We start from the raw sequence: 23411 nt of genomic DNA, 5'->3' as shown, positions 1-23411 counted from the left end.
ACCAAGCAATCGAGCGGTTTCCCAAACCCGTCCTTCAGCGTTTTGTGGAAAGCTGGCGTCGAACGAGAATCCGCCGGCGGGGGCCGCTGCAAGACATGCGTGAAATCTGGCGTCAATTCCGCCGCGACAGGCGCGGCAACTATGCTCTCGTGACGGCCTTCGCGATGGTCCCGCTGATGGGCGGGCTGGCGCTCGCGGTCGACTTCACGGAAATGAACCGCGAAAAGCAGACGGTGTTGAACGCGCTCGACGCCGCCAACTTCGCCACGGCGCGCCGCGTGACGGAAGGCGCCACCGACGACCAGCTGAGGGCCTATGCGCTCGACTTCTTCAATGCCAATCTGAACGATGTCGATCCCGCCAACACGACGCTCAACCTCACTTTGCCCAGCAACGCCGCTGGCGGCGGAACAATGAAGCTTTGCGGCACCTTGACCTATAATCCTTACTTCCTGCCGACGGCGAAGATACTGCTCGGCGGCACCGGCGCCACCAATATCGGCTTCACCGCGTGCTCGGAGGTGCGGCTGAAGAACACGCTCGAAGTAGCGCTGGTGCTCGACAATTCCGGATCGATGGTCACGCCCGGAACCGGCTCGGGGCAGAAGCGCATCGATCTCCTCAAGACCGCGGCGAAGCAGTTGGTCGACACGCTTGCCCAACAGGCCGCGATGATCAAGCAGGTCGACAAGCCGGTGCAGTTCGGCCTCGTACCCTTTGCCGCCTCGGTCAATGTCGGTCCTGGCAATGGCAATGCGTCCTGGATGGACACCGAGGGCCTGTCACCGGTGTCGAACGAGAATTTCGACTGGTCGACGCTGAACGCCGCCAACAAATACGCCCAGCAGACCAACGGCATCTGGTACAAACGCGGCACCGGCTGGGGCGACGAGGAAGGCCAGATGCTGACCCGGTTTTCGCTCTACCGCGACATGAAGGTCGTCACCAGCCATGAGCGTGTTAAAAACAGCAAGCACGTTGTTTGTGCTGAATACAACTGGAACAATACCTGCAAGCGCAGTTACGACGCATACGACTATGTCGATTCCTACGGTCCGTTCGCCAGTTGGCAAGGCTGTGTCGAAGCCCGGCCCTACCCCTACAATGTCAACGACGCCCCGCCGTCCGGCGGCTCGGCCAACACCGGAATAGGCGTGGGCGATCCGGCGACGATGTTCGTGCCGATGTTCGCCCCGGATGAACCCGGCAATCACTGGAAGATCACCCAGGATCCCAACGAAGCCGCGCCAAAGACCTACGGCGCCATCAACAGCTGGTGGAACGACGATCCTTCGAGCAGCAGCGGCCAAGCCCGGCTGCGCAACATGACCAAGTATTTCCAGCCGCGGCCGATCGATGCACCGGTATTGCCCGCAGGCAACGGCCCGAACTACAGTTGCACTACCAACCCGATCACGCCGCTGACCGACGTCAGCGTCGCCGATGGGCTCGCTACGATCAAAGCCGCGATCGACCTGATGCAGCCGGATGGCGGCACCAATGTTCCCGAGGGCATGGGCTGGGGCTGGCGGGTGGTCTCGAGCGGCGAGCCGTTCACGCAGGGGCGCCCGGAAACAGAAAAAGGCAACGACAAGGTGGTGATCGTGCTGACCGACGGCGCCAACACCTATTACACGCCTTCCTCGCTCAGTTATTCCGACCCCGCCGATTCGAAGTCGACCTACGCGTCCTACGGCTATCTCAAGCCCGGCTATGCCGGCACCTCGGTCGGGCGCCTGTTCATGGGTACATCGAGCGCCATCGGCCAGTTCGACTATTCGAACGGCAATTACACCAGCGCGCTCAACGAGCAGATGACGACGCTTTGCAACAACGCCAAGGCGGCGGACATCATGGTGATGACGGTGGCTCTCGACCTGTCCACGACCAAGACCACCGACAAGAACGCCATCGATGCGCTGAAATCATGCTCGTCGGACTCGCGCTTCCGCAAGGACCCGGCGGATCCGAGCAAACCCGCCAAGCTGTTCTGGAATGCGACGGGCGCCAGCCTGTCCAACGATTTCAAGGAAATCGGCAACGAATTGTCGAACCTGCGCGTGGTCGGTTAACTGGACTCTGGCGCAACGCCTGACGCCGCCAAGCCCTTGTGGGCGCCTGCCGCAACAGGCACATAATGCCGCACGCTGGATCGCATCCATCGCGGCACGCCTGGGGACGAACAATGCCCGATACCGCCAACCACCTCGCCTTCGCGCTGGTCTGCCTGGGCATGGTGCTGACGCCGGGTCCAAACATGATCTACCTGATCTCGCGCTCCCTGTCGCAAGGGCCGAAGGCCGGCCTGATCTCGCTTGGCGGGGTCGCCGTAGGTTTTCTCTTCTATGTGCTGTCGGCGGCATTCGGCATCACGGCGCTGCTGCTGGCCGTACCCTTCGCCTATGACGCGCTGCGCTTTGCCGGCGTGCTCTATCTCCTGTGGCTGGCCTGGCAGGCCGTGAAGCCGGGCGGACGCTCGCCATTCCAGGTGCGCGACCTGCCGAAAGACAGGCCGCGCAAGCTGTTCGCCATGGGCCTGATGACCAATCTGCTCAATCCGAAGGTGGCGGTGCTCTATTTGTCGCTGCTGCCGCAATTCATCAGCATTGGCAAAGGCCATGTCCTGTCTCAGCTTCTTGTGCTCGGCGCGACGCAGATTTCGATCAGCCTGACCGTGAATGCCATCATCGCGGTGACGGCCGGCTCGATCGCCGCGTTTCTCGCCGGGCGGCCTTTGTGGCTGGTCATCCAGCGCTGGATGATGGGAGGGGTGCTGACGGCGCTGGCGCTGAAGATGGCGACCGACGCACAGCGCTGAGGGCGGCGGTCCCGGCGTTGGTCTACATCGGCCGCCTTGTCTGCTGGGTCCGCTCCGGTTCCACCACCTTGCGGTAGAGGTGCCAGGTGGCATGGCCAAGGATAGGCATAACGACCGCGAGCCCGGCAAACAGCGGGATCGAACCGATCACCAGCAGCACCGCGACCGTCAGGCCCCAAAGAGCCATCTGCAGCGGATTTGCCATCACCGCCCGGGCCGAGGTTTCTATGGCCGAAACGGCGCCGACGTCACGGTCGAGCAGCAGCGGGAAGGCGACGACAGTGGTGGCCAACACGATCACGGCGAAAACGAAGCCGGCGGCGTTGCCGAGAAGGATCAACGTCCAGCCCTTGCTGGTCGTCAGCACGTCGCCGACAAAGGCGCCGATCGAAGCCGGCGGCTGGTCGCCGAACAGGCTGGTGTAGATCGACTGCGCGGTGAACAGCCACAACAGGAACAGCACGAACAGCATGATGCCGATGACCGCGATCGAAGGCACCGCGGGCGAGTGGCGGACATCGAGGGCATGTCGCCAGTTGGTGTTCATGCCGAGCTCGCGCCGGCGGCTGATCTCGTAGAGGCCGAGCGCGGCGAAAGGGCCGACAAGGGCGAAACCCGACATCAAGGGATAGACGAGCTGAATGGCGTTGGAGCCAGACGTCCACTGCGTCAGGATCAGGCCGACGATGGGATAGATCAGGCACAGGAAAACGTAGTGAGACGGTTTTGCCCAGAAATCCTCGGCACCGAGCCGCAGCGCATCCCAGAGGTCCGATGTGGTGATGTGGCGCACCGTGGGCTGCACATGCATACCACGCGCGTCCGCCATGACATGAAAGCTGGCCATAAGCTTCCTCCCGTTGTCGGGGGCGGTCACCACCGTGATGGCCGCCCGTAGCTGCCATTAGTAGATGTAACAGCATACCCGATTTGCCAGGGGCTGTCGCCAATTCGATGGTTCCGGACAGGCCATCACGGGATTGTCATCGCTGCCCGGCAGAAGCCAGGCGATCTTGGGCATCGGATTTCTCGGATGATGGGCCATTCGAAGCTGGATGGCCAAACGGAACGTTTGAAGACTACGCGGTGCGATCAGCGAAGGCCAAGGCATCAATTTCCTCGACAGTTTTTTCGGCTTGCCCGTCAAAAGCCATGATCGCGACTATGCAGGCAGGAATGAACACTGTCATCGACCTCCCTCCAGAACCGCGCCGGACAAGGCGCTCCTTGCTGATCGGCCTTGCGGCCATTGCCGGGCTTGCCGCCTGCAGCACCGTTTCCGTGCCCACCGGTGAGGGCGCAGGTGTCTCTTCCTCCGCCACGGCCACCCTGGCCAACTTGCGCGCTGCGGCCGGGCGGACTCCGCTGACCGCGGACACCCAGCTCGAACAGGCAGCGTTGCAGCAGGCCGGCTACATGGCGTCGCGGACGCGCATGAGTCACACCACCGGCTGGGGCAAGGATTTCGCCTCGCGCATGAAGGACAATAGCGTGCACGGCGCTGCGGCCGAGAACATCGCCGAAGGCCGCTTCGACCAGCAGAAACTGTTCGATATCTGGATGCATTCGACCGGCCACCGGCGCAACATACTCGACCCGGACTTCAGTCGTTTCGGGCTTGCCTATGTCCGCGACGGCCGCGACCCCGGCCTCCGCTACTGGGCCCTGGTGCTCGGAAGGTAGCAAAGCCATCGCCGGCAGCGGACAGCCGTCGGCGAATATCAATCCATATGTGCCGCCGGCGCGCCGCCAGCCGGCGCCGTCTTCGGCTTGCGCAGCAGGATCACGAACGGAATGGCGGCCAGCGTCATTATCATCAGGATTTTGAAGTCGTTGACGTAAGAGATCATCATCGCCTGGATGTTCACCATCCTGTCGACCTGGGACAATGCCATCTGGTCGCCGCCGGCCGCCGCCGGCGAAACCGCCCACAGATTGGGGTTGAACGGATTGATAAAGGTGGAAAGCTCGGCGTGATTTATCTGTGTGTTGCGCACCATGAGCACCGTCACGACCGATACGCCGATGGACGAGCCGAGGTTGCGCACAAGGCTGAACAAAGCCGTGGCATCGGTGCGGAAGCGTACGTCAAGCGTGGCGAAGGCCACCGTCGACAGCGGCACGAATACCATTCCCATTCCCAGGCCCTGGATGATGCCTGAAGTGATGATCAGCCAGTTGTCCATCTGGGGCGAGAAGCCGGCCATCGTGTAGAGCGACTGCGCGGTCAGGAGGAAGCCGATGACGACGAGGATCCTGGCGTCGACCTTGCTCATGAGCCGGCCGACGACGAGCATCGAGATCATCGTCCCCACGCCGCGCGGCCCGATCACGATGCCGATGGTGATGGTCGGATAGCCGAAGATGGTCGACAGCATCGGCGGCAGCAGCGACATGCTCGCCAGGATGAGCACGCCCATGACGAAGATGAACGCCAGCCCGGTCACGAAATTGCGGTCGAGGAAGATCTTGGGGTCGATGAAGGGATGCTCCGCGGTCATCGTGTGGATGATGAACACCCAGAAGCCGGTTATCGAAAGGCCAAGCTCGATCCAGATCTCGACCGACGAGAACCAGTCGACCTCGCCACCACGATCGAGCAGCAGCTGCAGAGCGCCGACGCCGAGCGATATCATGGCGAAGCCGAAGAAATCGAAGCTTCGCACCCGCCGCGCAATGGCCGGCAGATAAGCGGCCATGCCGAGGAAGGCGACGATGCCGACCGGCAGGTTGATAAAGAACACCCAGCGCCAGCTGAAATTCTCGGTCAGCCAGCCACCAAGCGTGGGACCCAGAATCGGCCCCAGCATAATGCCGGCGCCCCAGATGGCCATTGCCTGGCCGTGGCGTTCCTTCGGGTTGATGTCGAGCAGGAAGGTCTGCGACAGGGGCACGATCGCGGCGCCGAACACGCCTTGCATGAGCCGGAACAACACGATGGTTTCAAGGCTCCAGGCCAGGCCGCACAGCATCGAGAAGATGGTGAAGCCGACCACCGCCGTCAGGAACAGTTCCTTGCGGCCGAAACGGTCCGCAAGCCAGCCAGTGACCGGCGTCATGATCGCCGCCGCCACGATGTAGGAGGTCAGCACCCAGTTGATGTTGTCGGGCGAGGCGCCGAGATCGCCGGTCATGGTCGGCAGCGCGACGTTGGCGATCGTGGTGTCGAGCGCCTGCATGATCGTCGCCAGCATGAGCGCAACCGTGATCAGGCCACGATGCGGCACTTCTTTGAAAGGTTCTGGCGTGCTCATGATGCGGAACTTCCAGCCGGTAACAAAAACGTGTACACAGGGTTTCCGGGCGGCAAAGCCTTCCGTTGAGAGACCCTCATCGCGGTGGGACGCGATTATCGATGTGGGGGTTACATCGACCGAAAGTCTCGATTGAGCGGATGCCTGCCGCCCGGAAACATGAGGACCGACGGGTCCGTGTCGAAGATTTCAGCTTTCGATCAAGCCGCGATGCGGTTTGCCCCGAAGGCTGACCCTTCAACTCCTCCCATCAGACCAATCCCCCTGCTCAGTGCGTCCACCCGCATGATCCCCGCGGGCTTCCGCTGATTTACTTCGCGACCTCGCCAGCCGTGGCGTGGCCGAAAATGCCAGGCAGGCCGCGCGCCACGCCCGTGTCGACGGTAACGGCCGCGCTCATGCCTGTGCGCAGCATCATCTTGGCGTCGGGATCGCTCAGCTCCAGACGGACCGGAATACGCTGGGTGACCTTGACCCAGTTGCCGGTAGCGTTCTGGGCGGGCAGCAGCGAGAAGTCCGCGCCGGTGCCGGCGCCGATGGCCTTGACGGTCGCTTCGAAGGTCCTGCCCGGATAGGTGTCGACCACGATTTCGGCCTTCTGGCCCGGCTTCATATTGGTCAGCTGCGTTTCCTTGAAATTGGCGTCGATCCAGGTATCGCCGGTCTCGACCAGCGAAAACAGCGGCGTGCCGGAGCCGACATACTGGCCGACCTTGAAGGAAGCAGCCTGGTAGACGACGCCATCGGCGGGCGCCTTCACGGTGGTCTGCGCTAGGTCGTAGGCAGCCTTGTCGCGCGCGGCGAGCGCCGACATCACGGTCGGATGTTTGTCGGTCTCGATATCGGGATTGCCGCCAAGCGCCGCCTTGGCGCTGACGATACCCTGTTCGGCGACGGCAAGCTGCTGCTTTGCCTTGTCGAGATCGTTCCTGGCCTCATCGAGCGAAGACTTGGCGTTGATGCCTTTCTGGGCGAGATCGGCGGCACGGTCGTATTGCGACTGGGCATAGGCAACTTCGCTGCTGGCGGATTTCTCCTGCGCCATGGCCTGGCTGTAGGCGGCACGCAGCTGCTCGACGTTGAGCCGCGCCGCTGCCACCGCCGCGTCGGCCTGCGCAAGCGCGATCCGGTAAGGCTCGGGGTCAATGGCGAAGAGAAGATCGCCTTGCTTCACCCTCTGATTGTCCGAGATGGCGACCTGAACGATGCGGCCCGCCGTATCCGAGGCGATCGATACCTTGGCCTGCTGCAGGTTAGCGTTCTCCGTCTCCTGGTAGCGCCCCCCAGTGACCCAGACATAGCCGCCACCAATGACCAACGCCGCCGGCAGGGCGAACATCAACAAGAAGCGGCCGAGACGGCGCTTCTTCTTTGGCGCCGGCGCCGGCTCTGCCGGAGGTGTCATTGTAACAGGGGCCGCGGCCGGCTGCTGCGGCGCTTCCATTTCCACTTTGGCGGCGTTTTCGTCGACCTTGGCTACCGCGTTCATGCTGCTGCGCCTTCCGTATTCTTGACCTTGTCGCAGGACGGTGAATCGCCATCCGCGAGATTCTGTGCCATCGCATCCAATGCCCTGATCAGGACGCGGCGATCGTCCGGCGAAACGCCGGTCAGCGACTCCTCATAGACTTCGCCGGCGAGGCTCTTGACCTCCGCATACGCGGCACTTGCCTTGGGAGTTGGGAAGATCATGCGCACGCGGCGGTCGGCGGCGTCGGAGCGGCGCTCGATCCAGCCGCCCTCCTCCATCCGGTCAACCAGCCGCGAGACGCTGATCGGCTCGATTTCAAGCAGTTCGGCAAGCCGCGCCTGCGAAACGCCCGCTTCCTTGGCGACGCGAACCATCAGGCGCCATTGCGCCGAGGACAGGCCAAGGCCGCTGGCGCGCGCTTCGAAGCGCTTTCGCATCAGCCGCTGCACGTCGTGGATCAAAAATCCCAATCTGTCTACGCCTTCGGAAACCATGAGTGGCATATATAATAAGCGTGCTTATCATTCAAGTCCGGCATTGTTCCAGAAGCCGGCAAACGTGCATGGCAGCCGTGCAGCACAATCATGGCTGCGTCCGATGATTTCGGCCGCCGCGACACCCATTACAAGCGGTTGCGGATCAGCATGGTGACAACGAAGAAGGCGCCGAGCGAGCTGGTGATGATGCCGATCGGCAGTTCCTGCGGCGGCAGCAATGTGCGCGCCAGAAGGTCGCTTGCCAGCAACAGCACCGCCCCGAACAGCGCGCAACTTACGATCAGGCGCAGATGCAGCGCGCCGGCCAGCGGCCGCGACAGATGCGGGATCATGAGGCCGACGAAGCCGATGACGCCAGCGACCGAAACCAGGATCGCGGTCGAAAAAGCGGCGACCAGAAACGTCGTCCGTCGCATTCGCGCCACCGGCACGCCAAGACTTTCGGCGGCATTTTCGCCGGCCAGGAAAGCGTCCAGCCGGCGATGATTCCACAGCCCGTACGCCGCAATCGTGCCGGCCCCAAGCGCACCCAGCCAGATATTGTCCCACCGCGCAAGGCCGAGCCCGCCCATCGTCCAGAACAGCACCGAATGGGCGGCGCGCTGGTCACCGGCAAAGACCAGGTAATTGGTCAATGCGGTGAACATGAAGGAGACCGCAAGTCCGGCGAGGATCAGCCGTTCGGGGCCTTGTCCCCTCACCCGCGCAACCAGCAAAAGCACAACGCAAGCCGCCAGAATACCGCCGGTGAACGCGGCGATCGGTAGCGTCCAGATCCCGAAACTGTCGCCGAAGACGGTGATGACGGAGACAGCGCCGGCGGCGGCTCCCGACGAGAGACCGAACAGGAACGGATCGGCAAGATCGTTGCGCGTCACCGTCTGCAACAGCGCGCCGACCACGCCCAGGCCGCCGCCGAGACAGATGGCCAGGATGGTGCGCGGCAATCTGAGGTCGACGACGATCCTGCCGACCGGGCCGGACACGTCATGCCCCTTCAATCCGATCGCATGGCCAAGTGCTGCAACGACGTCGCCCAGCGGGATCATCGTCGAACCATAGGCGATCGATAGCAGCGCGAGCGCGGCCATAGCCAACGCGGCCGCCATCATGGCCAATACGAATGCCTTGTGCCGCAAAGTCATCTTCCCGGTTAAAATGCTTCCGGATGCATCGCCCTGGCGATCTTGCCGATCGCTTCGATGTTGGCCGGTCCGGGTGTCAGTTCGGCATAGCGAAGCGCCACGAAGCGTTCGTTCTTGACCGCGTCTGTCTCCTTCATTGCCGGATGCGCTTTCAGGAAATCGAGCAGCTTCCGGTAGCCGCCGCCATCCTGATAGTCGAGCAGGATGAGGAATTGCGGATTGCGCGAGGCCACCGTCTCCCAATCCGTGTTGCCCCAGCTGGTGTCCATGTCGGCCATGATGTTGTCGCCGCCTGCCGCGGAAATCATGGCGTTGGGAATGGCGAACTTGCCTGATGTGAACGGCTTGTCCTCGCCGGAATCATAGAGGAAGACGCGCGTTCCCCTGCGGTCGCCGACCTTGGCCGTGATTTCGGCGAGCTGCGCCTTCCAGCCGGAGACGAGCTTATCCGCTTCGGCCTCCTTGCCGAAGATCTTGCCCAGCTTCTCGACATCGCCATAGAGCAGGTCCATCGAAGCGGCAGGCCGGTTCTTGTCGAGATGGACGCAGCTTTCCGTCAGCACCAGGGTCTTGATGCCGTGTGGCGCCAGCGTATCGGGCGTCACCTCGCCGCCCGGCTTCATGCCGTAATACCAGCCGGCGAAGAAGAAGTCGGGCTCGACAGCGACCAGGTTTTCCAGCGTCGGATATTTGGGCGCCAGTTCGGGGATCGAGCTCTGTTCGGCCTTGAATTCGGGAGTGACCTTGTACCATCCAGTGATGCCGGTCAGGCCGACGATCGACGGCTGCAGCTTCAGTGCGAAGGCCATCTCGGCCATGTTGAGATCGTGAATGACGGCGCGCTTTGGAGGCGCGTCGAAGGTCAGCGGCTTGCCGCAGCTGTCGACCGTCACCGGAAAGGCGAAGGCCGTAGAGCCGAGCAGGGAGAAGGCAAGAGACACGGCAAGGCGTTTCACGGATGTTGCTCCTTGTTGAACAGGATCTGCCGGAAATGGCTTCGATCACGAAGATGGCGCGGCACGGTTCGGAACCTCGAACACCGTCAGCTCGCGGTCCTCCGTCGGGTGGCGCAACCTAAAGACGTCGATACCGAAGATCTCGCGGATCAGCTGCTGGGTGAGTGCTTCGCGTGGCGGCGCCAGCACATGCAACCGGCCATGGCTCATCACCGCGACCCTGGTGGCGAAAGGCGTCACCAGCGCCAGATCGTGCAGCACCGCGATCACGGTCATGCCGAGGCCTGCAACCAGTTCGAGCAACTCGCTGCGCGCCCGCGGGTCGAGATGGTTGGTCGGCTCGTCGAGGAACAGGATCTTCGGCTCCTGTGCGATGGCGCGGGCAAGCTGGGCGCGCTGGCGCTCGCCGCCCGACAGCGAGCCGATGGTGCGGCCAAGCAGCGGCAACAGCCCGGTCCGGCGCAGCGCCTCGACGACAATGTCGCGTTCCTCGCTCCTGTGCCTGCGGCCGGTATGCGGAACCCGGCCGAGCTCGACATAATCGATCACCGCCAGCCGTGGATCCGGTTGATCGGTCTGGCCGACGACGGCGATGTGCAGCGCCCGCTCGGCGGTCGAAATCCTGTCCAGCAGGCGCCCGGTGAGCTTCACTTCGCCCGAACTCGGCCGCAGCATGCCCGACAGCATGCGCAGCAATGTCGTCTTGCCGGCGCCGTTGGGACCGATGATGGCGAGACGGTCGCCCGCCGCCACCGAAAGGCTGACCGGATGCACCAGATGCAGGCCATCCGCCGCCGCGGCCAGGTCGCGGGCCTCGAGAAGCGGCGCGGTCATGGGCAATTCCTTGCAGGGCCTGCCGGAATACGGGCCAGCGTCTTGCTTGCCAATCCTGCCGGACGCTGGCCTGAATTCACCTCGGTGGCGATATCGCGGCAAAGCGTGCACACGATGATGCGATGCATGGGAATGCAGTGAATGCGATCGATGGAGCCGTCCAACTTCCGTCACTTTCAAAAATGGCGACGGAAGGAAGCTGGCTTGAACCGGTCGACAAGACCGAACCCCGCGTCTCCTCCCGGCACACCCCGTCCGGTCAACCCATGCAGATGGCAGGTCTCCTGGCTCGCGGGTCGTTGCGCCATCCTGCCTTCCCAGCCTTGCCGGCCAGTGGCTTCTCGGATTTTGCTAGCCGCTTACAGTTGCGGGGGCAGCCATGGCTTCGACCCGAAAATCGGGCCTCACCATGTTCCCTTTTCACCCCTCGCCTTGCGGCGCGGGGACCATCACGAGTCGCAGCCTAGGATGCAGGCAGCGTCGAGGCAAGGTCGATGCATGTTCTGTTATAACGATACAAACGTGTGGTCAATCACTATCGCGCGCCACCAGTTCCAGCGGCCAGACCTCGCGAATGATCTCTGGCCCTTTCGCGCCGGCGAAAGCCGGGAGCGAGGCGAGCAGGATTTCGCCGAGCCGCCGCCCCATCGGGTCAAGGCTCGGACGAAAGCCGGTCAGCGCCGGCGAGAAATAACGGCAGAGCGGCGTGTCGACGATGACGATCACCGCGACATCCTGCCCGGGCTTGATCCCCATTTCGGCGAGCGCTTTGCAGCCGCCGAGCGCCATCGAGTCGTTGTTGAAGATAATCGCGGTCGGCGGATCCTTCGACCGCATGACTTGCGGTGTCACCGCGTAGCCACCGGCTTCGTTGATAAAACCGTCCACAATCAGGCCGGGATCGACTTCGATGCCGTGCCGCCGCAGCGCCTTGCAATAACCCTCCAGAAACAGATAACCGAAATTCAGGTCAAGCGACGGCCGGATGGCGGCGATGCGGCGGTGGCCACGCGCAACCAGCCGGTCGACCGCATCGGCGCCCGCCTTCTCGAAATCCAGATCCAGAGAGGGATAGCTGTCGTCGCCGGACCGGCTTCGGCCGAGCGTCGCGAAGGGAAAGCCGGCCTTGCTCAGATAGTCGATGCGATCGTCCTCGCGCCGCGTCCAGGCCAGTACGACGGCATCGGCACGACGCGTCTCGACGACGCGGCGCAGCCGCTCCTGTTGATAATCCGCCGGCGCGCCCATGACGATGATCAGGTCCAGCCCGCACTCGGCCAATGTCGCTTGCAGTCCGGTGAGGAACGGAATGAAGAACGGCTCGCCATACTGCTGGTCGCCCGGATGCGGCTGCAGCATGAAAGCCACGGCATGGGTGGTGCCGCGGCGTAGGTTCCTGCCCGAGTGGTTCGGTGAATAATTGAGCTTCCGGGCCGCCTCGAGCACGCGCTGGCGTGTCTCGGCGTTCACGTCGGCGCGCCCGTTAAGCGCGCGCGAGACTGTACCGATCGAAATGTTCAGGTGCCGCGCAAGATCGTGAATGCTGGACGCCAAGACCTCCCCCTCCTGCTTCTGGCTAGCACCAGCCGGTCGTGCGGCCAAGGCGTTTCAGAGCCGACGGTACAAATCCGATTGACAATATATGCCATCGGGTGTGTCATCGTAAACGTTTACGGAAGTCATTTACGGACTGCCGTGGGTGCCAGCCAGGAGGGGTTGGCCGGAGGAGCGCTGGATGATGCACGTCGTCCTGGTCGGGTGCGGAGCCATGAGCAAAACCTGGCTCGAGGCCATCAGCCAATCCCCTGCCGTCAAGATCGTCGGTCTCGTCGACCTCGACGCCGACAGGGCGCGCCAGCGGGCACGCGAATACGACCTCGCCGGGGTCGCGATCGGGACCGATCTCGACGTCGTTCTCTCCCAGACCAGACCCGATGCGGTGTTCGACGTGGTCGTGCCTGCCGCCCGTCGCGCCGTGGCGAATTCGGCCTTTGCCCATGGCTGTCATCTGTTGACGGAAAAGCCGCTGGCCGACAGCCCGGACAATGCGCGCGCCATCATCGACGATGCGCGGCGCGCCCGGCGCATCCATGCCGTGGTGCAGAACCGCCGCTACGTCGCCAACGTCCGGCGCATCCGGCGCTTCCTCGGCTCCGGCGCCATCGGCGCTGCGACCAGCATCCATGCCGATTTTTTCATTGCGCCGCATTTCGGCGGTTTCCGCGAAGGCATGCGCCATGTGCTGCTGCTCGACATGGCGATCCATACATTCGACGCCGCCCGCTACATGGTCGATGGCGAGCCGACCGAAGTGTATTGCCGGGAATGGGAGCCGGCCAATTCCTGGTACCGGCAGGGATCGTCGGCAAGCGCCACCTTCGAGCTCGGCCAGGGCAAGATGTTCACCTATCGCGGCAGTTGGTGCGCCGACGGTTTCCGCACCAGTTGGGAAGGCAGTTGGCGCATCGTCGGCGAACGCGGCAGCCTGACCTGGGATGGTCATGACGAGTTGAAGGCCGAAGCCGTGCTGCCGGAACGCGAAGGCCTGCTCGACAAGGTCGTGCCGGTAGCGGTGCCGCCGCTCGACCCTGCCGACCGCATCGGCGGGCATCTCGGCGTCATGGAAGATTTCGTCCGCGCCGTGGAAACCGGCACCGAGCCGGAGACGCGCGGCGCCGACAATATCAAGAGCCTGGCCATGGTTTTCGCGGCGATCGAAAGCGCCGAGACCGGACGCCGGATCGAAATCCCCAGGCAGGAAGGATGACCATGGCGGACCCGCTTCTCGACATCAGGATCGGCACCATGGTGCGGGCCAATCTCGAAGACCTGGCCGCCTATGTCAGGCAGATCCTGCCGCTCGGTTTCGAGAGCGTCCAGCCCTTCTTCTGGCAGACGCTGGGCGGCAAGGACCTGGGGCGGCTCGCCGGCGAGATCCGCGACGCGATCGGCGATGCCGATGTCAGCGTCAGCTCGATCGGCGTGTTCGGCAATCCACTCGAGAGCGGCGACACCGACCGCGGCGTGCTCAAGGCCTGGGAAACGGTGATCGACAGCGCGCATCTGTTCGGCACCAATCTGGTCAGCGGTTTTACCGGCCGCATCCGCGGCAAGCCGCTGACCGACAGCCTGCCGCGCTACCGCGAAGTCTGGGGCGAATTGGCCAAACGCGCGGCCGACAAGGGCGTGCGCATCGCCTTCGAGAATTGCGCCATGGATGGCAACTGGGCCGCCGGCGACTGGAACATCGCCCATAATCCGGACGCCTGGGAACTGATGTTCAACGAATTGCCGGATGAGAATCTGGGTCTGGAATGGGAGCCCTGCCATCAGTTGGTCTATCTGATCGACCCGATCCCGCAGATCCGCAAATGGGCGCATCGCATCTTCCATGTCCACGGCAAGGACGCGACGGTGCGCTGGGATGTCATACGCGAGCACGGCGTCTTCGGCCGCCTGCCCTTCGTGCAGATGCGCACGCCCGGCTTCGGCGACAGCGACTGGACGCGGGTGATCAGCGAATTGCGGCTGGCCGGATACAAGGGCGCCATCGACATCGAAGGTTGGCACGACCCGGTCTATCGCGACGATCTTGAAATGACAGGCCAGGTCCGCGCGCTGGAATACCTCCAGCAATGCAGGGGAGGCCTGAGCTACCTGCCGAACCCGACGTGAGGATTGGCCGGCGGGAGGAGCCGGACGGGATTGCCGAAGCAGATGTCGAAACCCTCGCTCGCGAGGACAAAAGGGAGGAACGTGTATGAGCATCGCCAAGAGAACGACACTTCTGCGCACGACCGTGGTGGCGACCGCCACGGCGCTCGCCGCCGCCATCTCCACCTTGCCGGCACAGGCGCTCGACGCGCAATGGTGCAAGGACGTCCACATCCGTTTCTTCGTCGGCGGCGCCGAGGGCGACGCTTTCGGCACCATTGTCTACAATGGCGCCAAGCAGGCTGCGGCCGATCTCGGACCGAAAGTGGATTACATCTTCTCAGGCTGGGACATCGAAAAAATGGTCCAGCAGCTGCGCGAGGCGGTCGCCGTCAAGCCCAACGGTATTGCCATGATGGGCCACCCCGGCGACGCCGCCATCATGCCGCTGGCCGAACAAGCGCATAAGGACGGCATCAAGATGATGTACCAGAACGTGCCGGTGCCGACGGTGGTGACGGCCTTCGGCGGCGGCTATGTCGGCGCGCAGCAGGAACAGCAGGGCCGCGCGCTCGGCGCGGAAGCCTTCAAGCTGGCCAAGCTCAAGGCCGGTGACAAGGCAATCATGATCGGCCCGTTCGAGAATGAGAGCCGCGGCGCCCGCGAGCGAGGAACCGTCTCCGCCTTGAAAGAGGCCGGCATCGATGTCGTTCAAATCAATTCCGCAACCGAATGGGCGGCCGATCCGAATCTGGCGATCCCGGTGATCACCGCCGCCTTGCTCAACAACCCCGGCGTAAAGGCCGTCGGCTACCCCGGCGGACAGATGCTCGGCAACGTCCAGACCTATATGACGGCGGCGGGCCGGAAGCCGGGCGACATCTTCAATTTCGGTTTCGACACCAGCCCGCAGATCGTCGAGGCCTTCAAGGGCGGCTGGGTGCAGCTGACCGCCGATCAGCAGCCGTTCATGCAGGGCTATCTGCCGATCCTCAGCCTCTGCCAGCAAGTGGTGCTGGGGCTGGCACCGATGAATGTCGATACCGGCGCCGGCTTCGTCACGCCTGAGAATTACAAGATCGTCGCCGAACTGGCCAAGCAGGCACTGCGCTGACCTCCCAAGCCGCCGGCCGGGGGCTCAGGCCCGGCCGGCGGGACCGCCGGCGAGGCCCGGCATGCGACAAGCAAGCGAGGACCCGATGGCCGAACGCATCATCGAACTGCGCGACATCACGAAATCCTACGGCCAGGTTTACGCGCTTGGCGGGGTCAATCTCAGCGTCGACCGCGGCGAGGTGGTCGGACTGATCGGCGACAATGGCGCCGGCAAGTCGACGCTGATCAAGATCCTCGCCGGCGCGGTCAAGCCGACCAACGGCGAGATCCTCGTTCGCGGCAAGCCGGTCACCGGCTGGAACGCGGCGCGCTCGCGCGACGCCGGCATCGAGACCGTGTTCCAGGACCGGGCGCTGGCCGTGCAGCAGACCATCGTGCGCAATATCTTCATGGGACGCGAACTCACCGGCTTCCTCGGCTGGCTGAAAGTCGGCACCGAAATCAGGGAGGCGAGCCGGCTTATGCGCGAGATCGGCTTCACTTCGAAAGTGTTCACACCGCAGTCCGTCGTCGGCCAGCTTTCCGGCGGCGAGCGCCAGGGCGTGGCGATCGCGCGCGCCATCTACAAGCAGGCCGACCTGATCATCCTCGACGAGCCGACAACGGCTCTGTCGCTGACCGAAACCGCCAAGGTCTTCCACTTCGTGCGCCAGGTGCGGGCGAGCGGGCGCTCGATCCTGTTCATCGGCCACAACATCCACCATGTCTTCGACATCGCCGACCGTTTCGTCGTGCTCGATCGTGGCACTGTGGCGCTGCAGGCCGACAAGCGCGACATCAAGTCGGCCGACACGCTCGTCAATTTCATGGAAGACCTCGCGCATCCCGGCGGACTGCCCGGCTTGGGCGAAGCCCAGCGCGCGGAGGACACAAGGCCATGAGCAACATCGCCGAGCCCAATCGCCAGGCTCCCTCGCCCCATACCGAAATGGGCGAAGCGGCGTGGAAGCACCCGTCGGATCATTTGCTGCGCGGCTTCGTTCTCGACAATCGCGCGGCGCTGGGCACGCTCGGCGTTTTCGTGGTGATGATGGTCGCCTTCACCATCGCCAATCCGACGGTGTTCACCACCTGGTTTCTTTACAGCTCCGTGCTGACCACGCTGCCGGTCGCGCTGTTCGTGGTCGTGCCGCTGGTCTTTGTCGTCACCGCCGGCGAAATCGACCTGTCATTTCCGGCGACGATGGGTTTTGCCTCCTGGGTTTTCGCGCTGGTCGTTCAGGCCGGCTACGATCCCTTCCTCGGCATCGTCGCAGCACTCGCCACCGGCATGCTGCTCGGCTTCCTAGTCGGCGTGCTGGTCGTCTATGGCAGCCTGTCGTCGCTGATCGCCACGCTCGGCATGAACTTCCTGCTGCGCGGGCTGATCCAGATCATCAACGAAGGCAAGTCGACCGCGCTGCCGACGCTCGGGCAAAGCTGGACCTATACGATCTTCTCCAGCCAGGTTTACGGGATTCCGGTACAGATCCTGTGGGCGCTCGCCTTCGTCGTGTTCGCCGCGCTGCTCTACAACCGCCACCGCTTCGGCGCGCAGGTGAAGGTGGTCGGCGACAATCCCGACAGCGCCCAGCAGATGGGCATCGACGTCAAGCGGGTGAAGGTCAAGGTGTTCGTCTTCGTCGGCATCGGGGCCGCGATCGGCGGCACCTTCTCGACGATGATCAACTTCACCTGGTGGCCAACCGCCGGCGACGGCTATCTGTTGCCGGTGCTGGCTTCGGTGTTCGTCGGCGGCACGCCGACCTGGGGCGGCATCGGTACCGTGCTTGGCGGCGCGATCGGCGCGCTGACGGTGGCGTTCATCCAGACCGGCGTCGTCGCTGCCGGCCTCAGCGGCTTCTATGTGCAGTTCTTCAACGGGCTGATCATCATCCTGTCGCTGCTTGGCCACCGCTGGAACCAGGCGCGCTACCGCTGAAACGCTACCCAAGGCCGGCCGTTCGGCGCGACCGTCCGAGCTCAATCCGGTAGCGACAACGGCGGCCGCGCGGACGAGAACGCAGGGCCGGGGTCGTCGATTTACGTCACGCGCAATATCGATCAAACTGATGAAATGCGACGCTTTGGTGCACCCAGTGCACTTTCGCTTGATTTAGTGCACCCTCTGCATTAAATTTGGCGCGATGGAACAGCCACATGCCCACTTTGAAGGTTCTCGACGGCATCAAGATTCAGGTCTTTGCGGATGACCATAACCCGCCTCACTTTCACGCGTTGAAGGGTGAGTATGAAGTCCTGATCAGGATTGGCTCATGGAACGTGTTGCGTGGCCAAATGCGTCGCAAAGACCTCGATGCCGTAATCGCTTGGGCTAACTCGCATGAAGAGGAGTTGCGCAATGAATGGACCCGCCTCAATGGTTGACGATATCGTAACAGTCGGCAATCCGCTCCCCAGGATCGCCTCGGTCACCATGATTGATGGCCGCCGCGTGCGCATCACCTGGCGAGACGGCCGCTCCAATACGGTTGACCTGAATCCAGTGTTGAATAGCCATCGACACTTCATTCCGCTTCGCGACGATGACGAGCTGTTTGGAACCATGCGGGTTAACGAAGACGGCAATGCAATCGAGTGGGACGGGGGAATCGAGTTGTCAGCCGAATGGATCGATACCCTGCCCTCAATTGGTATGGAGAACCGGGAATTCCGCCATATCATGGACGATCTGCTGAAATTCTCGCTTGAGGGGATGGCGCTCCAGTTGGAAATCTCCAGGCGCCAAATTGCCAACTATAGAGGATCGACACCGATCCCCAATTCAATCGCGTTGGCTACTCGATATCTCGCCGAGAAGGCCGGTCAACGATGACCCCGTCTGGAGGCGGATAGGCTCGCTGACTGTTCCAAGCATGCGGCTGCTGGCCGCCAGCGCATCGTGGCTTTGGGTTGACGGTCGGTCTGTTACATCGAAGCGTCTGGTTTGGCCTCATCGTAACGAGGCACCATGTCTACCCCATCGGCAGCGCGGGCCACCGGTCCACGAGGCTGCCGCCCGAAAAAACCGCGATCGATCCGAACTGCTGCAGCACCGCCTCGCTTTGCGTCGGGCGCAGGAAGGCGTAGTCGCCTGACCTGGTGGTGGCATCGCCGGGCAGGCCCATGAACTGCTGGTTCGAGGAAAGGCCAAGCAGGCCATTGGTCTCCATGCCTTCGGGAAACACCGGTTCGGCCATCCATTTGCCGCCATAGAGATAGCAACCCTTGCGCGGAAACCGGCCGACCGTCTGCAGCAGGCGGGTGACCGCCGGCGGGCCTGGCAGCATCGGCTCGACCACCTTGAGGATAGGCGTGGCGATGAAGGCCGCGGGCTGGAAGCCGTCGAGGCCGGGCGTGTCGAAATCCCCGGGCAGCACGAAGGCCGACCCGATCGACACTTCGTTGGCCATGCCGCCACGATGAAGCAACGCGGTCTTCGAGCCGCCGATGTTCAGTGTTCGGCGCTGGTCCTCGCCGAGAGCCGCGATGAACGCCGCGGCCCGCTGCGACGCCTCTGCCAGCGCCTTTTTGGGACCGCCGAACAGACCGGGAATGTGCGGCGCGTGCGCCTCGTAGGCCATGACGCCTTCGCAGCGCAGCCGGGCGGGCAGCGCGTTCAATGCCTTCGACAGCGCGCGCGGTTCCGCGAACCCGCCCCGATGCAGCCCGACATCGATCTCGAAAGCGATGCGCAACCCGATGTCCAGTTCGGCGGCCAGAGCGCCGTATTCCGCCAGTCTCTCCTCGCTGTCGATCAGCCAGCAGATACGCGACCAGTCGGCGGTACTGCTTGAAATCGCCTGCTTTGCCGCGCCGACCGGCATCGGCTTGCCGTAGAGCATGTCGGCATCGGGAAAAGCGTCGAGCACCGCGCTTGTGATCGGCGGATGAAACGTCATGAAGCGATGGGTGCCGAGCGCCCCGGCGATGTGCGAAAGCAGCGGCAGGCAAGCAAGCGACTTGTCGACCAGCCGCACGGCAAGGCCGGGCGCCAGTCTCTGCTTCACCAGGTCGATGTTGCGGTCCAGCCGGTCGCGGTCGAGCACGAGACAAGGCTGAAAGACGCCGGCCGCCCTCAACGCATCCGACAGCGCGGTGAAATAGCCGCTCATTGGCCGATGCCGAACAGGCCGGCCATGTAGGGCGAGACGAAACGGTTCTTGGGATCGATGTCTCCCCGAACGGCCATGGCATCATCCCAGCGCGGATAGAGCTTTTTGAGATCCGCCGCCTTTAGGCTGTGCATCTTGCCCCAATGCGGCCGGCCGCCATGCCTGCGGAAGATCGGCTCGGCCGCCCGCATGAAGGGCTCAGGGTCGTTGGCGGCATCGTGGTGAATGGCGATCGAGCAGGTCAGACGCTTGTAGAAGGGCGAAAGCCAGAACATGTCGGGTGCCACCGAGCGCACCTCCATCGGAAAATAAACTTCCGGAAAGTGCTTCTCGGTCAGCTCGATGATCTGCGTGATCACCTTCGGCCCCTCCTCGAAGGGCAGATGATACTCCATCTCGTTGAACTTGGTCTGCCGGTCGCTGGCATAGACGTTGAGCCAGTCCTGCACATAATCCTCGGCCGGCACTTTCTTCACGGCGCCGCGGATCAAGGAGCGGCGCAGCCATGGCAGCCGGCGCAGCGCCCTGCTCAGCTTGCGTAGCGTCGCCAGGCCGGCCTCGTCGTGCTCGGTAGGCCTGGTGGTCGGGTTCGCGTCGCTGAGGTCGCTGGCGATGAACTGCGCGTAGCCGGAAAACGGGATGTAGTAGAATTCGGCCGACCGGTGCGCGGCCATCATCGTCTCGAAATCGCGCAGCATGTCGGCGATCGGCAGCACCCACTTGCGGCGGCGCAGCCGGTAGGTCGCGATGTTGTTCAGCGTGACTTCGCTCAAGATGCCGAAGGCGCCGAGAGCGACCCCCATCGCATGGATCATATCCTGGTCGCGGGTCCGATCGAATTCGCGCAACTCGCCCCGCCCGTCCACGATCTGCACCGTCTCCAACTGGGTGTGATAAGCGCCCAGCGTCAGCCCGGAACCATGGGTGGCGGTGCCCAGCGCGCCGCCGATCGCCTGGCGGTCGATGTCGCCCATATTTGGCAGGCCCTGGCCGATGCCGTGCAGCATGTGCATTAGCGGGCCGAGCCGGGTCCCTGCCCGCACCCGCGCGCGATGGCTTTGTATGTCGTGCGAGACCAGCCCCTCGATCTTCTCCAGGGAAACGATCGAGCCTTGCGATGCCACCAGCGCCGTGAAGGAGTGGCCAGCACCCGCCACCCGCAGCGGCCCAGGTGCCGTGCGCACCAGATCGGCAAGCTCGCCGGCGTCGGTTGGAGTGGCGATCAGCTTCGGCTCGGCGCGCACGAAGCCCGACCAGTTGCTCCAGTTCCGCGCGGTGATCGTCGACATCCAGCCGTCCCGTCAGACGCGCCGACGGCGCATAGTGGCCACGAACAGGCCAAGCAGGGCCACGCTGGCAAACGCGCTTGCCGCGGCGAATTCCGGCACGGGCCGGAAATCCTTGCCATTGATGAGCAGCGACGCCGCCACCGGCCCGATCGCCAAGCCGAAGAGCTGTGCGGCCGGCACCAGCAGCACGGCGGTACGCGTCTCGTCGGCCGTGATCGCCAGCCGGATCTGATAGGGTACGATGAACAACAGGATGAAGCCCATGACCAAGGCGGCGATCCAGAATGTCGTCAGGCCAGGTGCGCTGGCAAGAACAAGGGAGGAGACCAGCGCGACGGCACCGATGGCCGTAATGGCAATGCGGTAATCGATGCGCGCCTCGAACACGGTCGCCGTCATCGCGCCCAGGACCTGCGTCGCCAGGCTGGCCGAGACGATCAGACCGACGGTCCAGCTATCAATCCCATATTGCGCACCGAGCGGTTCCAGGAAGGCCCAGATCGCGCCGAAGAACATGAAGTAGCAGAAGACCGACAATAGCGCGGTGATCGACGGAACCGTCAGCACATTGGCCAGGTTCTCCCCTTTCGGCAGGTCGGCGTAGTCACCGGGTACGGTGAAAGCGGCCGCCAGCGAGACGACGCAGACGACGGCAAGCACGATGAAGCCGCCGGACGACCCCGCCTCGGGAATGACATAGAGTGCCAAAAGCAGAGCGAGCGCACATTGCGCCAGGGTCTGCAGCGTCACGAAATAGCCGCCGATGCGCTCCGCCCGGCGCGAACGGGCGATCAGTTCAGTGGCGATCACGACCAGGCCGCCCTCAGCCAGCCCGGCGATGGCGCGGGCGGCGATCAGCGCATTGGCGCTTGCGGCATGGGCGGTCCATACATTCGCCAGGGCCAGCAGGATCAAAAGGACGGCGCTTTTCCAGCGCATGTTGCGCGCGGAAAGCAGCATCGCCACCACGGCTGAACCGATGGCGATTGCGATCATCTCCGCCGTGGCGACCAGCGCCAGTTCATCGCCGCTGACATGGCCCTCGGTGTAGAGCGCGCCAAGCAGCACGGGCTGAAGCCCGAGGATCAGCAGCCCGACCGAGCCGATCCATAATGCGGAGCCGAGCTCGACGCCGGTCGGGTTGCCGACCAGCCAATCGCCATTTTCCGCTTGTACGGCTTGCGTCGCAGTCACGAGGCGCCTCCCAACGTCCTTGCAGTGCGATAAAAAAGCTGACAACTTGTCAGCATTACGAAACTGATACTTGATCATGTTTCTTGTCAACCGGGAATTTTGAAGCTCTCGCGAGAGATTGGGCGCATGGCAGAAGCAAGCCGGATGGCGACGGCGCCGAGGCGCAGGCCCAAGCAGGAGCGGAGCCGCGAACGCATCGACGCGATCCTTTCGACGACCATGCGGCTGATCGGCGAAAAAGGCATCGACGCGGTGACGATGAAGGAAGTGGGCGCACTGGCGGGCGGACCGATCGCCACCGTCTACCATTATTTCCCCAACAAATCGGCGATCCTGGCGATGCTCTATGAGCGCTTCTCGGAGGAAAGCCGCGCACGCTTCGGCGAGATCATCGCCGAAATAAGTGGGCTTGAGGACGTGACGGCTGCCGCGGACCGCATGATCGAGGACTATTACCGGCGCGTGGCCGACGACCCGGCCATCCAGGATCTGCAGAACGCGATACAGGCTGACAAGGCGCTGCAGAACCTCGACATTGCTGAGACAAGGCACCAGGCCAAGATGTTCTGCGACCACGTCGCTCCGATGCTGCGGCCCGACCGGCGCGAAGACTTCGCGCGCGTGGTGTTCCTGATCTTCCAGCTTGCCGGCGGCGTCGTGCGGCTAGCGCTGACGCAGGACGAGAAGGAAGGCCGGCGCACGATCGACGACTACAGGTCCATCATCCACACGCAGCTGAGACTGTTTCTATAGTTTTCGGCGGCGGCTTTCGCGCCCCTCTCTCCCGTGACATCAACACCTCTTGCGTATCGAAGTGTCGGGCGGCAGGATCTCTGACCGGTAGCGGCGGAGCACCCCTCCGCGCCTTGTTTCGCCGTCGATTGCGGGAGGAACCGGCGCATTTCGCATGAAAGGCCAGCGGCAACTGGCACGTTCTGCGAGCGGGCTTTCGCGGAAAACAAAATTTCGCGCCGCTGCCCGCTCGCGCGCGCCTTGACTCTCGCCAGCCAGCAGCCTATTTCACCGCCACGTTAGCACTCGCCCTGGGTGAGTGCTAACCACAGGTCCGGTACCGCCGGGCTTTGTAGA

At 63.4% G+C, this 23411-nt stretch carries 22 protein-coding genes and 1 riboswitch; of the genes, 11 read left to right on the top strand and 11 right to left on the bottom strand.

What is annotated here, in order from left to right; genetic code table 11:
- Positions 1–95: 95 nt before the first annotated feature.
- Complete coding sequence (locus tag FJ428_RS26015; protein ID WP_181167394.1) at positions 96–2072, top strand: TadE/TadG family type IV pilus assembly protein; 1977 nt, start codon at positions 96–98, stop codon at positions 2070–2072.
- Between the two features lie 113 nt (positions 2073–2185).
- Positions 2186–2818, top strand: coding sequence for a LysE family translocator (locus FJ428_RS26010; RefSeq protein ID WP_140565124.1), 633 nt, complete (start codon positions 2186–2188; stop codon positions 2816–2818).
- Between the two features lie 22 nt (positions 2819–2840).
- On the opposite strand, the gene FJ428_RS26005 is transcribed toward FJ428_RS26010, so the two are convergent.
- Positions 2841–3665 (bottom strand): DUF2189 domain-containing protein, encoded by an 825-nt coding sequence (locus FJ428_RS26005; protein ID WP_140494243.1) that lies wholly within the window; start codon positions 3663–3665, stop codon positions 2841–2843.
- Positions 3666–3994: 329 nt separating this feature from the next.
- Here FJ428_RS26005 and FJ428_RS26000 point away from each other — a divergent pair, with 329 nt between their 5' ends.
- Positions 3995–4501, top strand: a complete 507-nt coding sequence (locus FJ428_RS26000; RefSeq protein ID WP_140880473.1) for a CAP domain-containing protein — start codon at positions 3995–3997, stop codon at positions 4499–4501.
- A 38-nt stretch (positions 4502–4539) separates the two neighbouring features.
- Here the strand turns inward: FJ428_RS26000 and FJ428_RS25995 are convergent, their stop codons facing one another.
- From FJ428_RS25995 to FJ428_RS25965, 7 genes are all read right to left on the bottom strand, one after another.
- On the bottom strand, positions 4540–6072 hold the full coding sequence (locus FJ428_RS25995) for a DHA2 family efflux MFS transporter permease subunit (protein WP_140494247.1): 1533 nt from the start codon (positions 6070–6072) through the stop codon (positions 4540–4542).
- A gap of 310 nt (positions 6073–6382) precedes the next feature.
- Positions 6383–7561 (bottom strand): HlyD family secretion protein, encoded by a 1179-nt coding sequence (locus tag FJ428_RS25990; protein WP_140557111.1) that lies wholly within the window; start codon positions 7559–7561, stop codon positions 6383–6385.
- Positions 7558–8037: a MarR family winged helix-turn-helix transcriptional regulator gene (locus tag FJ428_RS25985; RefSeq protein ID WP_140495025.1), complete on the bottom strand. Its 480-nt coding sequence runs from the start codon at positions 8035–8037 to the stop codon at positions 7558–7560. Before FJ428_RS25985 ends, FJ428_RS25990 begins: the two co-directional genes overlap by 4 nt.
- Before the next feature lie 128 nt (positions 8038–8165).
- Positions 8166–9185, bottom strand: coding sequence for an iron ABC transporter permease (locus FJ428_RS25980; protein WP_181167393.1), 1020 nt, complete (start codon positions 9183–9185; stop codon positions 8166–8168).
- 8 nt (positions 9186–9193) lie between these two features.
- A complete protein-coding gene (locus FJ428_RS25975; RefSeq protein WP_140880472.1) occupies positions 9194–10141 on the bottom strand; it encodes an ABC transporter substrate-binding protein in 948 nt (315 codons plus the stop codon).
- Between the two features lie 45 nt (positions 10142–10186).
- Positions 10187–10975 (bottom strand): ABC transporter ATP-binding protein, encoded by a 789-nt coding sequence (locus tag FJ428_RS25970; protein ID WP_140880471.1) that lies wholly within the window; start codon positions 10973–10975, stop codon positions 10187–10189.
- A 256-nt stretch (positions 10976–11231) separates the two neighbouring features.
- A riboswitch (cobalamin riboswitch) is annotated at positions 11232–11441 on the bottom strand.
- A 62-nt stretch (positions 11442–11503) separates the two neighbouring features.
- Positions 11504–12529: a LacI family DNA-binding transcriptional regulator gene (locus tag FJ428_RS25965; protein ID WP_140494255.1), complete on the bottom strand. Its 1026-nt coding sequence runs from the start codon at positions 12527–12529 to the stop codon at positions 11504–11506.
- A gap of 181 nt (positions 12530–12710) precedes the next feature.
- Here FJ428_RS25965 and FJ428_RS25960 point away from each other — a divergent pair, with 181 nt between their 5' ends.
- The 7 genes from FJ428_RS25960 (at position 12711) to FJ428_RS25930 (ending at position 18560) form a co-directional block, all read left to right on the top strand.
- Complete coding sequence (locus tag FJ428_RS25960) at positions 12711–13742, top strand: Gfo/Idh/MocA family oxidoreductase (RefSeq protein WP_140631406.1); 1032 nt, start codon at positions 12711–12713, stop codon at positions 13740–13742.
- A 2-nt stretch (positions 13743–13744) separates the two neighbouring features.
- The gene (locus FJ428_RS25955) at positions 13745–14650 is read left to right on the top strand and encodes a sugar phosphate isomerase/epimerase (protein WP_181165126.1); all 906 of its coding nucleotides are present in this window, start codon (positions 13745–13747) and stop codon (positions 14648–14650) included.
- Positions 14651–14735: 85 nt separating this feature from the next.
- On the top strand, positions 14736–15743 hold the full coding sequence (locus FJ428_RS25950) for a substrate-binding domain-containing protein (RefSeq protein WP_140565111.1): 1008 nt from the start codon (positions 14736–14738) through the stop codon (positions 15741–15743).
- An 85-nt stretch (positions 15744–15828) separates the two neighbouring features.
- Positions 15829–16626 carry an ATP-binding cassette domain-containing protein gene (locus tag FJ428_RS25945; protein WP_140560600.1) on the top strand — a complete coding sequence of 266 codons (798 nt, stop codon included), beginning with the start codon at positions 15829–15831 and terminating at the stop codon, positions 16624–16626.
- Positions 16623–17666 carry an ABC transporter permease gene (locus FJ428_RS25940; RefSeq protein WP_140557115.1) on the top strand — a complete coding sequence of 348 codons (1044 nt, stop codon included), beginning with the start codon at positions 16623–16625 and terminating at the stop codon, positions 17664–17666. Before FJ428_RS25945 ends, FJ428_RS25940 begins: the two co-directional genes overlap by 4 nt.
- Positions 17667–17884: 218 nt before the next feature.
- Complete coding sequence (locus tag FJ428_RS25935; RefSeq protein WP_140494264.1) at positions 17885–18112, top strand: DUF4160 domain-containing protein; 228 nt, start codon at positions 17885–17887, stop codon at positions 18110–18112.
- Positions 18105–18560, top strand: a complete 456-nt coding sequence (locus tag FJ428_RS25930; RefSeq protein ID WP_181165127.1) for a DUF2442 domain-containing protein — start codon at positions 18105–18107, stop codon at positions 18558–18560. The genes FJ428_RS25935 and FJ428_RS25930 overlap by 8 nt, the downstream gene beginning before the upstream one ends.
- A gap of 139 nt (positions 18561–18699) precedes the next feature.
- Here FJ428_RS25930 and FJ428_RS25925 read toward each other — a convergent pair whose 3' ends face one another.
- The 3 genes from FJ428_RS25925 to FJ428_RS25915 are packed head-to-tail and all read right to left on the bottom strand — an operon-like array spanning position 18700 to position 22322.
- Positions 18700–19839 (bottom strand): DSD1 family PLP-dependent enzyme, encoded by a 1140-nt coding sequence (locus FJ428_RS25925; protein WP_140880470.1) that lies wholly within the window; start codon positions 19837–19839, stop codon positions 18700–18702.
- A complete protein-coding gene (locus FJ428_RS25920) occupies positions 19836–21128 on the bottom strand; it encodes a D-arabinono-1,4-lactone oxidase (RefSeq protein ID WP_140880469.1) in 1293 nt (430 codons plus the stop codon). The genes FJ428_RS25925 and FJ428_RS25920 overlap by 4 nt, the downstream gene beginning before the upstream one ends.
- 12 nt (positions 21129–21140) lie before the next feature.
- Positions 21141–22322, bottom strand: a complete 1182-nt coding sequence (locus FJ428_RS25915; RefSeq protein ID WP_140880468.1) for an MFS transporter — start codon at positions 22320–22322, stop codon at positions 21141–21143.
- A 126-nt stretch (positions 22323–22448) separates the two neighbouring features.
- Between FJ428_RS25915 and FJ428_RS25910 the strand changes: the two genes are divergently transcribed.
- Positions 22449–23075, top strand: a complete 627-nt coding sequence (locus FJ428_RS25910; protein WP_224519165.1) for a TetR/AcrR family transcriptional regulator — start codon at positions 22449–22451, stop codon at positions 23073–23075.
- Positions 23076–23411 lie beyond the last annotated feature (336 nt).

The organism is Mesorhizobium sp. B2-8-1 (genome assembly GCF_006440955.1).
Taxonomy (GTDB): Bacteria; Pseudomonadota; Alphaproteobacteria; order Rhizobiales; family Rhizobiaceae; genus Mesorhizobium.
Note: the sequence above shows the minus strand (reverse complement) of the source record. Positions and strands in the feature narration are given on the sequence as shown.

Excerpts from the sequence above, each read along its gene's own strand:
- FJ428_RS26000 (WP_140880473.1), top strand. The coding sequence starts at position 3,995 with ATGAACACTGTCATCGACCTCCCTCCAGAACCGCGCCGGACAAGGCGC.
- FJ428_RS26010 (WP_140565124.1), top strand. The coding sequence starts at position 2,186 with ATGCCCGATACCGCCAACCACCTCGCCTTCGCGCTGGTCTGCCTGGGC.
- FJ428_RS25970 (WP_140880471.1), bottom strand. The coding sequence starts at position 10,975 with ATGACCGCGCCGCTTCTCGAGGCCCGCGACCTGGCCGCGGCGGCGGAT.
- FJ428_RS25935 (WP_140494264.1), top strand. The coding sequence starts at position 17,885 with ATGCCCACTTTGAAGGTTCTCGACGGCATCAAGATTCAGGTCTTTGCG.
- FJ428_RS25950 (WP_140565111.1), top strand. The coding sequence starts at position 14,736 with ATGAGCATCGCCAAGAGAACGACACTTCTGCGCACGACCGTGGTGGCG.
- FJ428_RS25940 (WP_140557115.1), top strand. The coding sequence starts at position 16,623 with ATGAGCAACATCGCCGAGCCCAATCGCCAGGCTCCCTCGCCCCATACC.
- FJ428_RS25955 (WP_181165126.1), top strand. The coding sequence starts at position 13,745 with ATGGCGGACCCGCTTCTCGACATCAGGATCGGCACCATGGTGCGGGCC.
- FJ428_RS25990 (WP_140557111.1), bottom strand. The coding sequence starts at position 7,561 with ATGAACGCGGTAGCCAAGGTCGACGAAAACGCCGCCAAAGTGGAAATG.
- FJ428_RS25995 (WP_140494247.1), bottom strand. The coding sequence starts at position 6,072 with ATGAGCACGCCAGAACCTTTCAAAGAAGTGCCGCATCGTGGCCTGATC.
- FJ428_RS25980 (WP_181167393.1), bottom strand. The coding sequence starts at position 9,185 with ATGACTTTGCGGCACAAGGCATTCGTATTGGCCATGATGGCGGCCGCG.
- FJ428_RS26015 (WP_181167394.1), top strand. The coding sequence starts at position 96 with ATGCGTGAAATCTGGCGTCAATTCCGCCGCGACAGGCGCGGCAACTAT.
- FJ428_RS25985 (WP_140495025.1), bottom strand. The coding sequence starts at position 8,037 with ATGGTTTCCGAAGGCGTAGACAGATTGGGATTTTTGATCCACGACGTG.
- FJ428_RS25960 (WP_140631406.1), top strand. The coding sequence starts at position 12,711 with ATGATGCACGTCGTCCTGGTCGGGTGCGGAGCCATGAGCAAAACCTGG.
- FJ428_RS25925 (WP_140880470.1), bottom strand. The coding sequence starts at position 19,839 with ATGAGCGGCTATTTCACCGCGCTGTCGGATGCGTTGAGGGCGGCCGGC.
- FJ428_RS25920 (WP_140880469.1), bottom strand. The coding sequence starts at position 21,128 with ATGTCGACGATCACCGCGCGGAACTGGAGCAACTGGTCGGGCTTCGTG.
- FJ428_RS25910 (WP_224519165.1), top strand. The coding sequence starts at position 22,449 with ATGGCAGAAGCAAGCCGGATGGCGACGGCGCCGAGGCGCAGGCCCAAG.
- FJ428_RS25945 (WP_140560600.1), top strand. The coding sequence starts at position 15,829 with ATGGCCGAACGCATCATCGAACTGCGCGACATCACGAAATCCTACGGC.
- FJ428_RS26005 (WP_140494243.1), bottom strand. The coding sequence starts at position 3,665 with ATGGCCAGCTTTCATGTCATGGCGGACGCGCGTGGTATGCATGTGCAG.
- FJ428_RS25930 (WP_181165127.1), top strand. The coding sequence starts at position 18,105 with ATGGTTGACGATATCGTAACAGTCGGCAATCCGCTCCCCAGGATCGCC.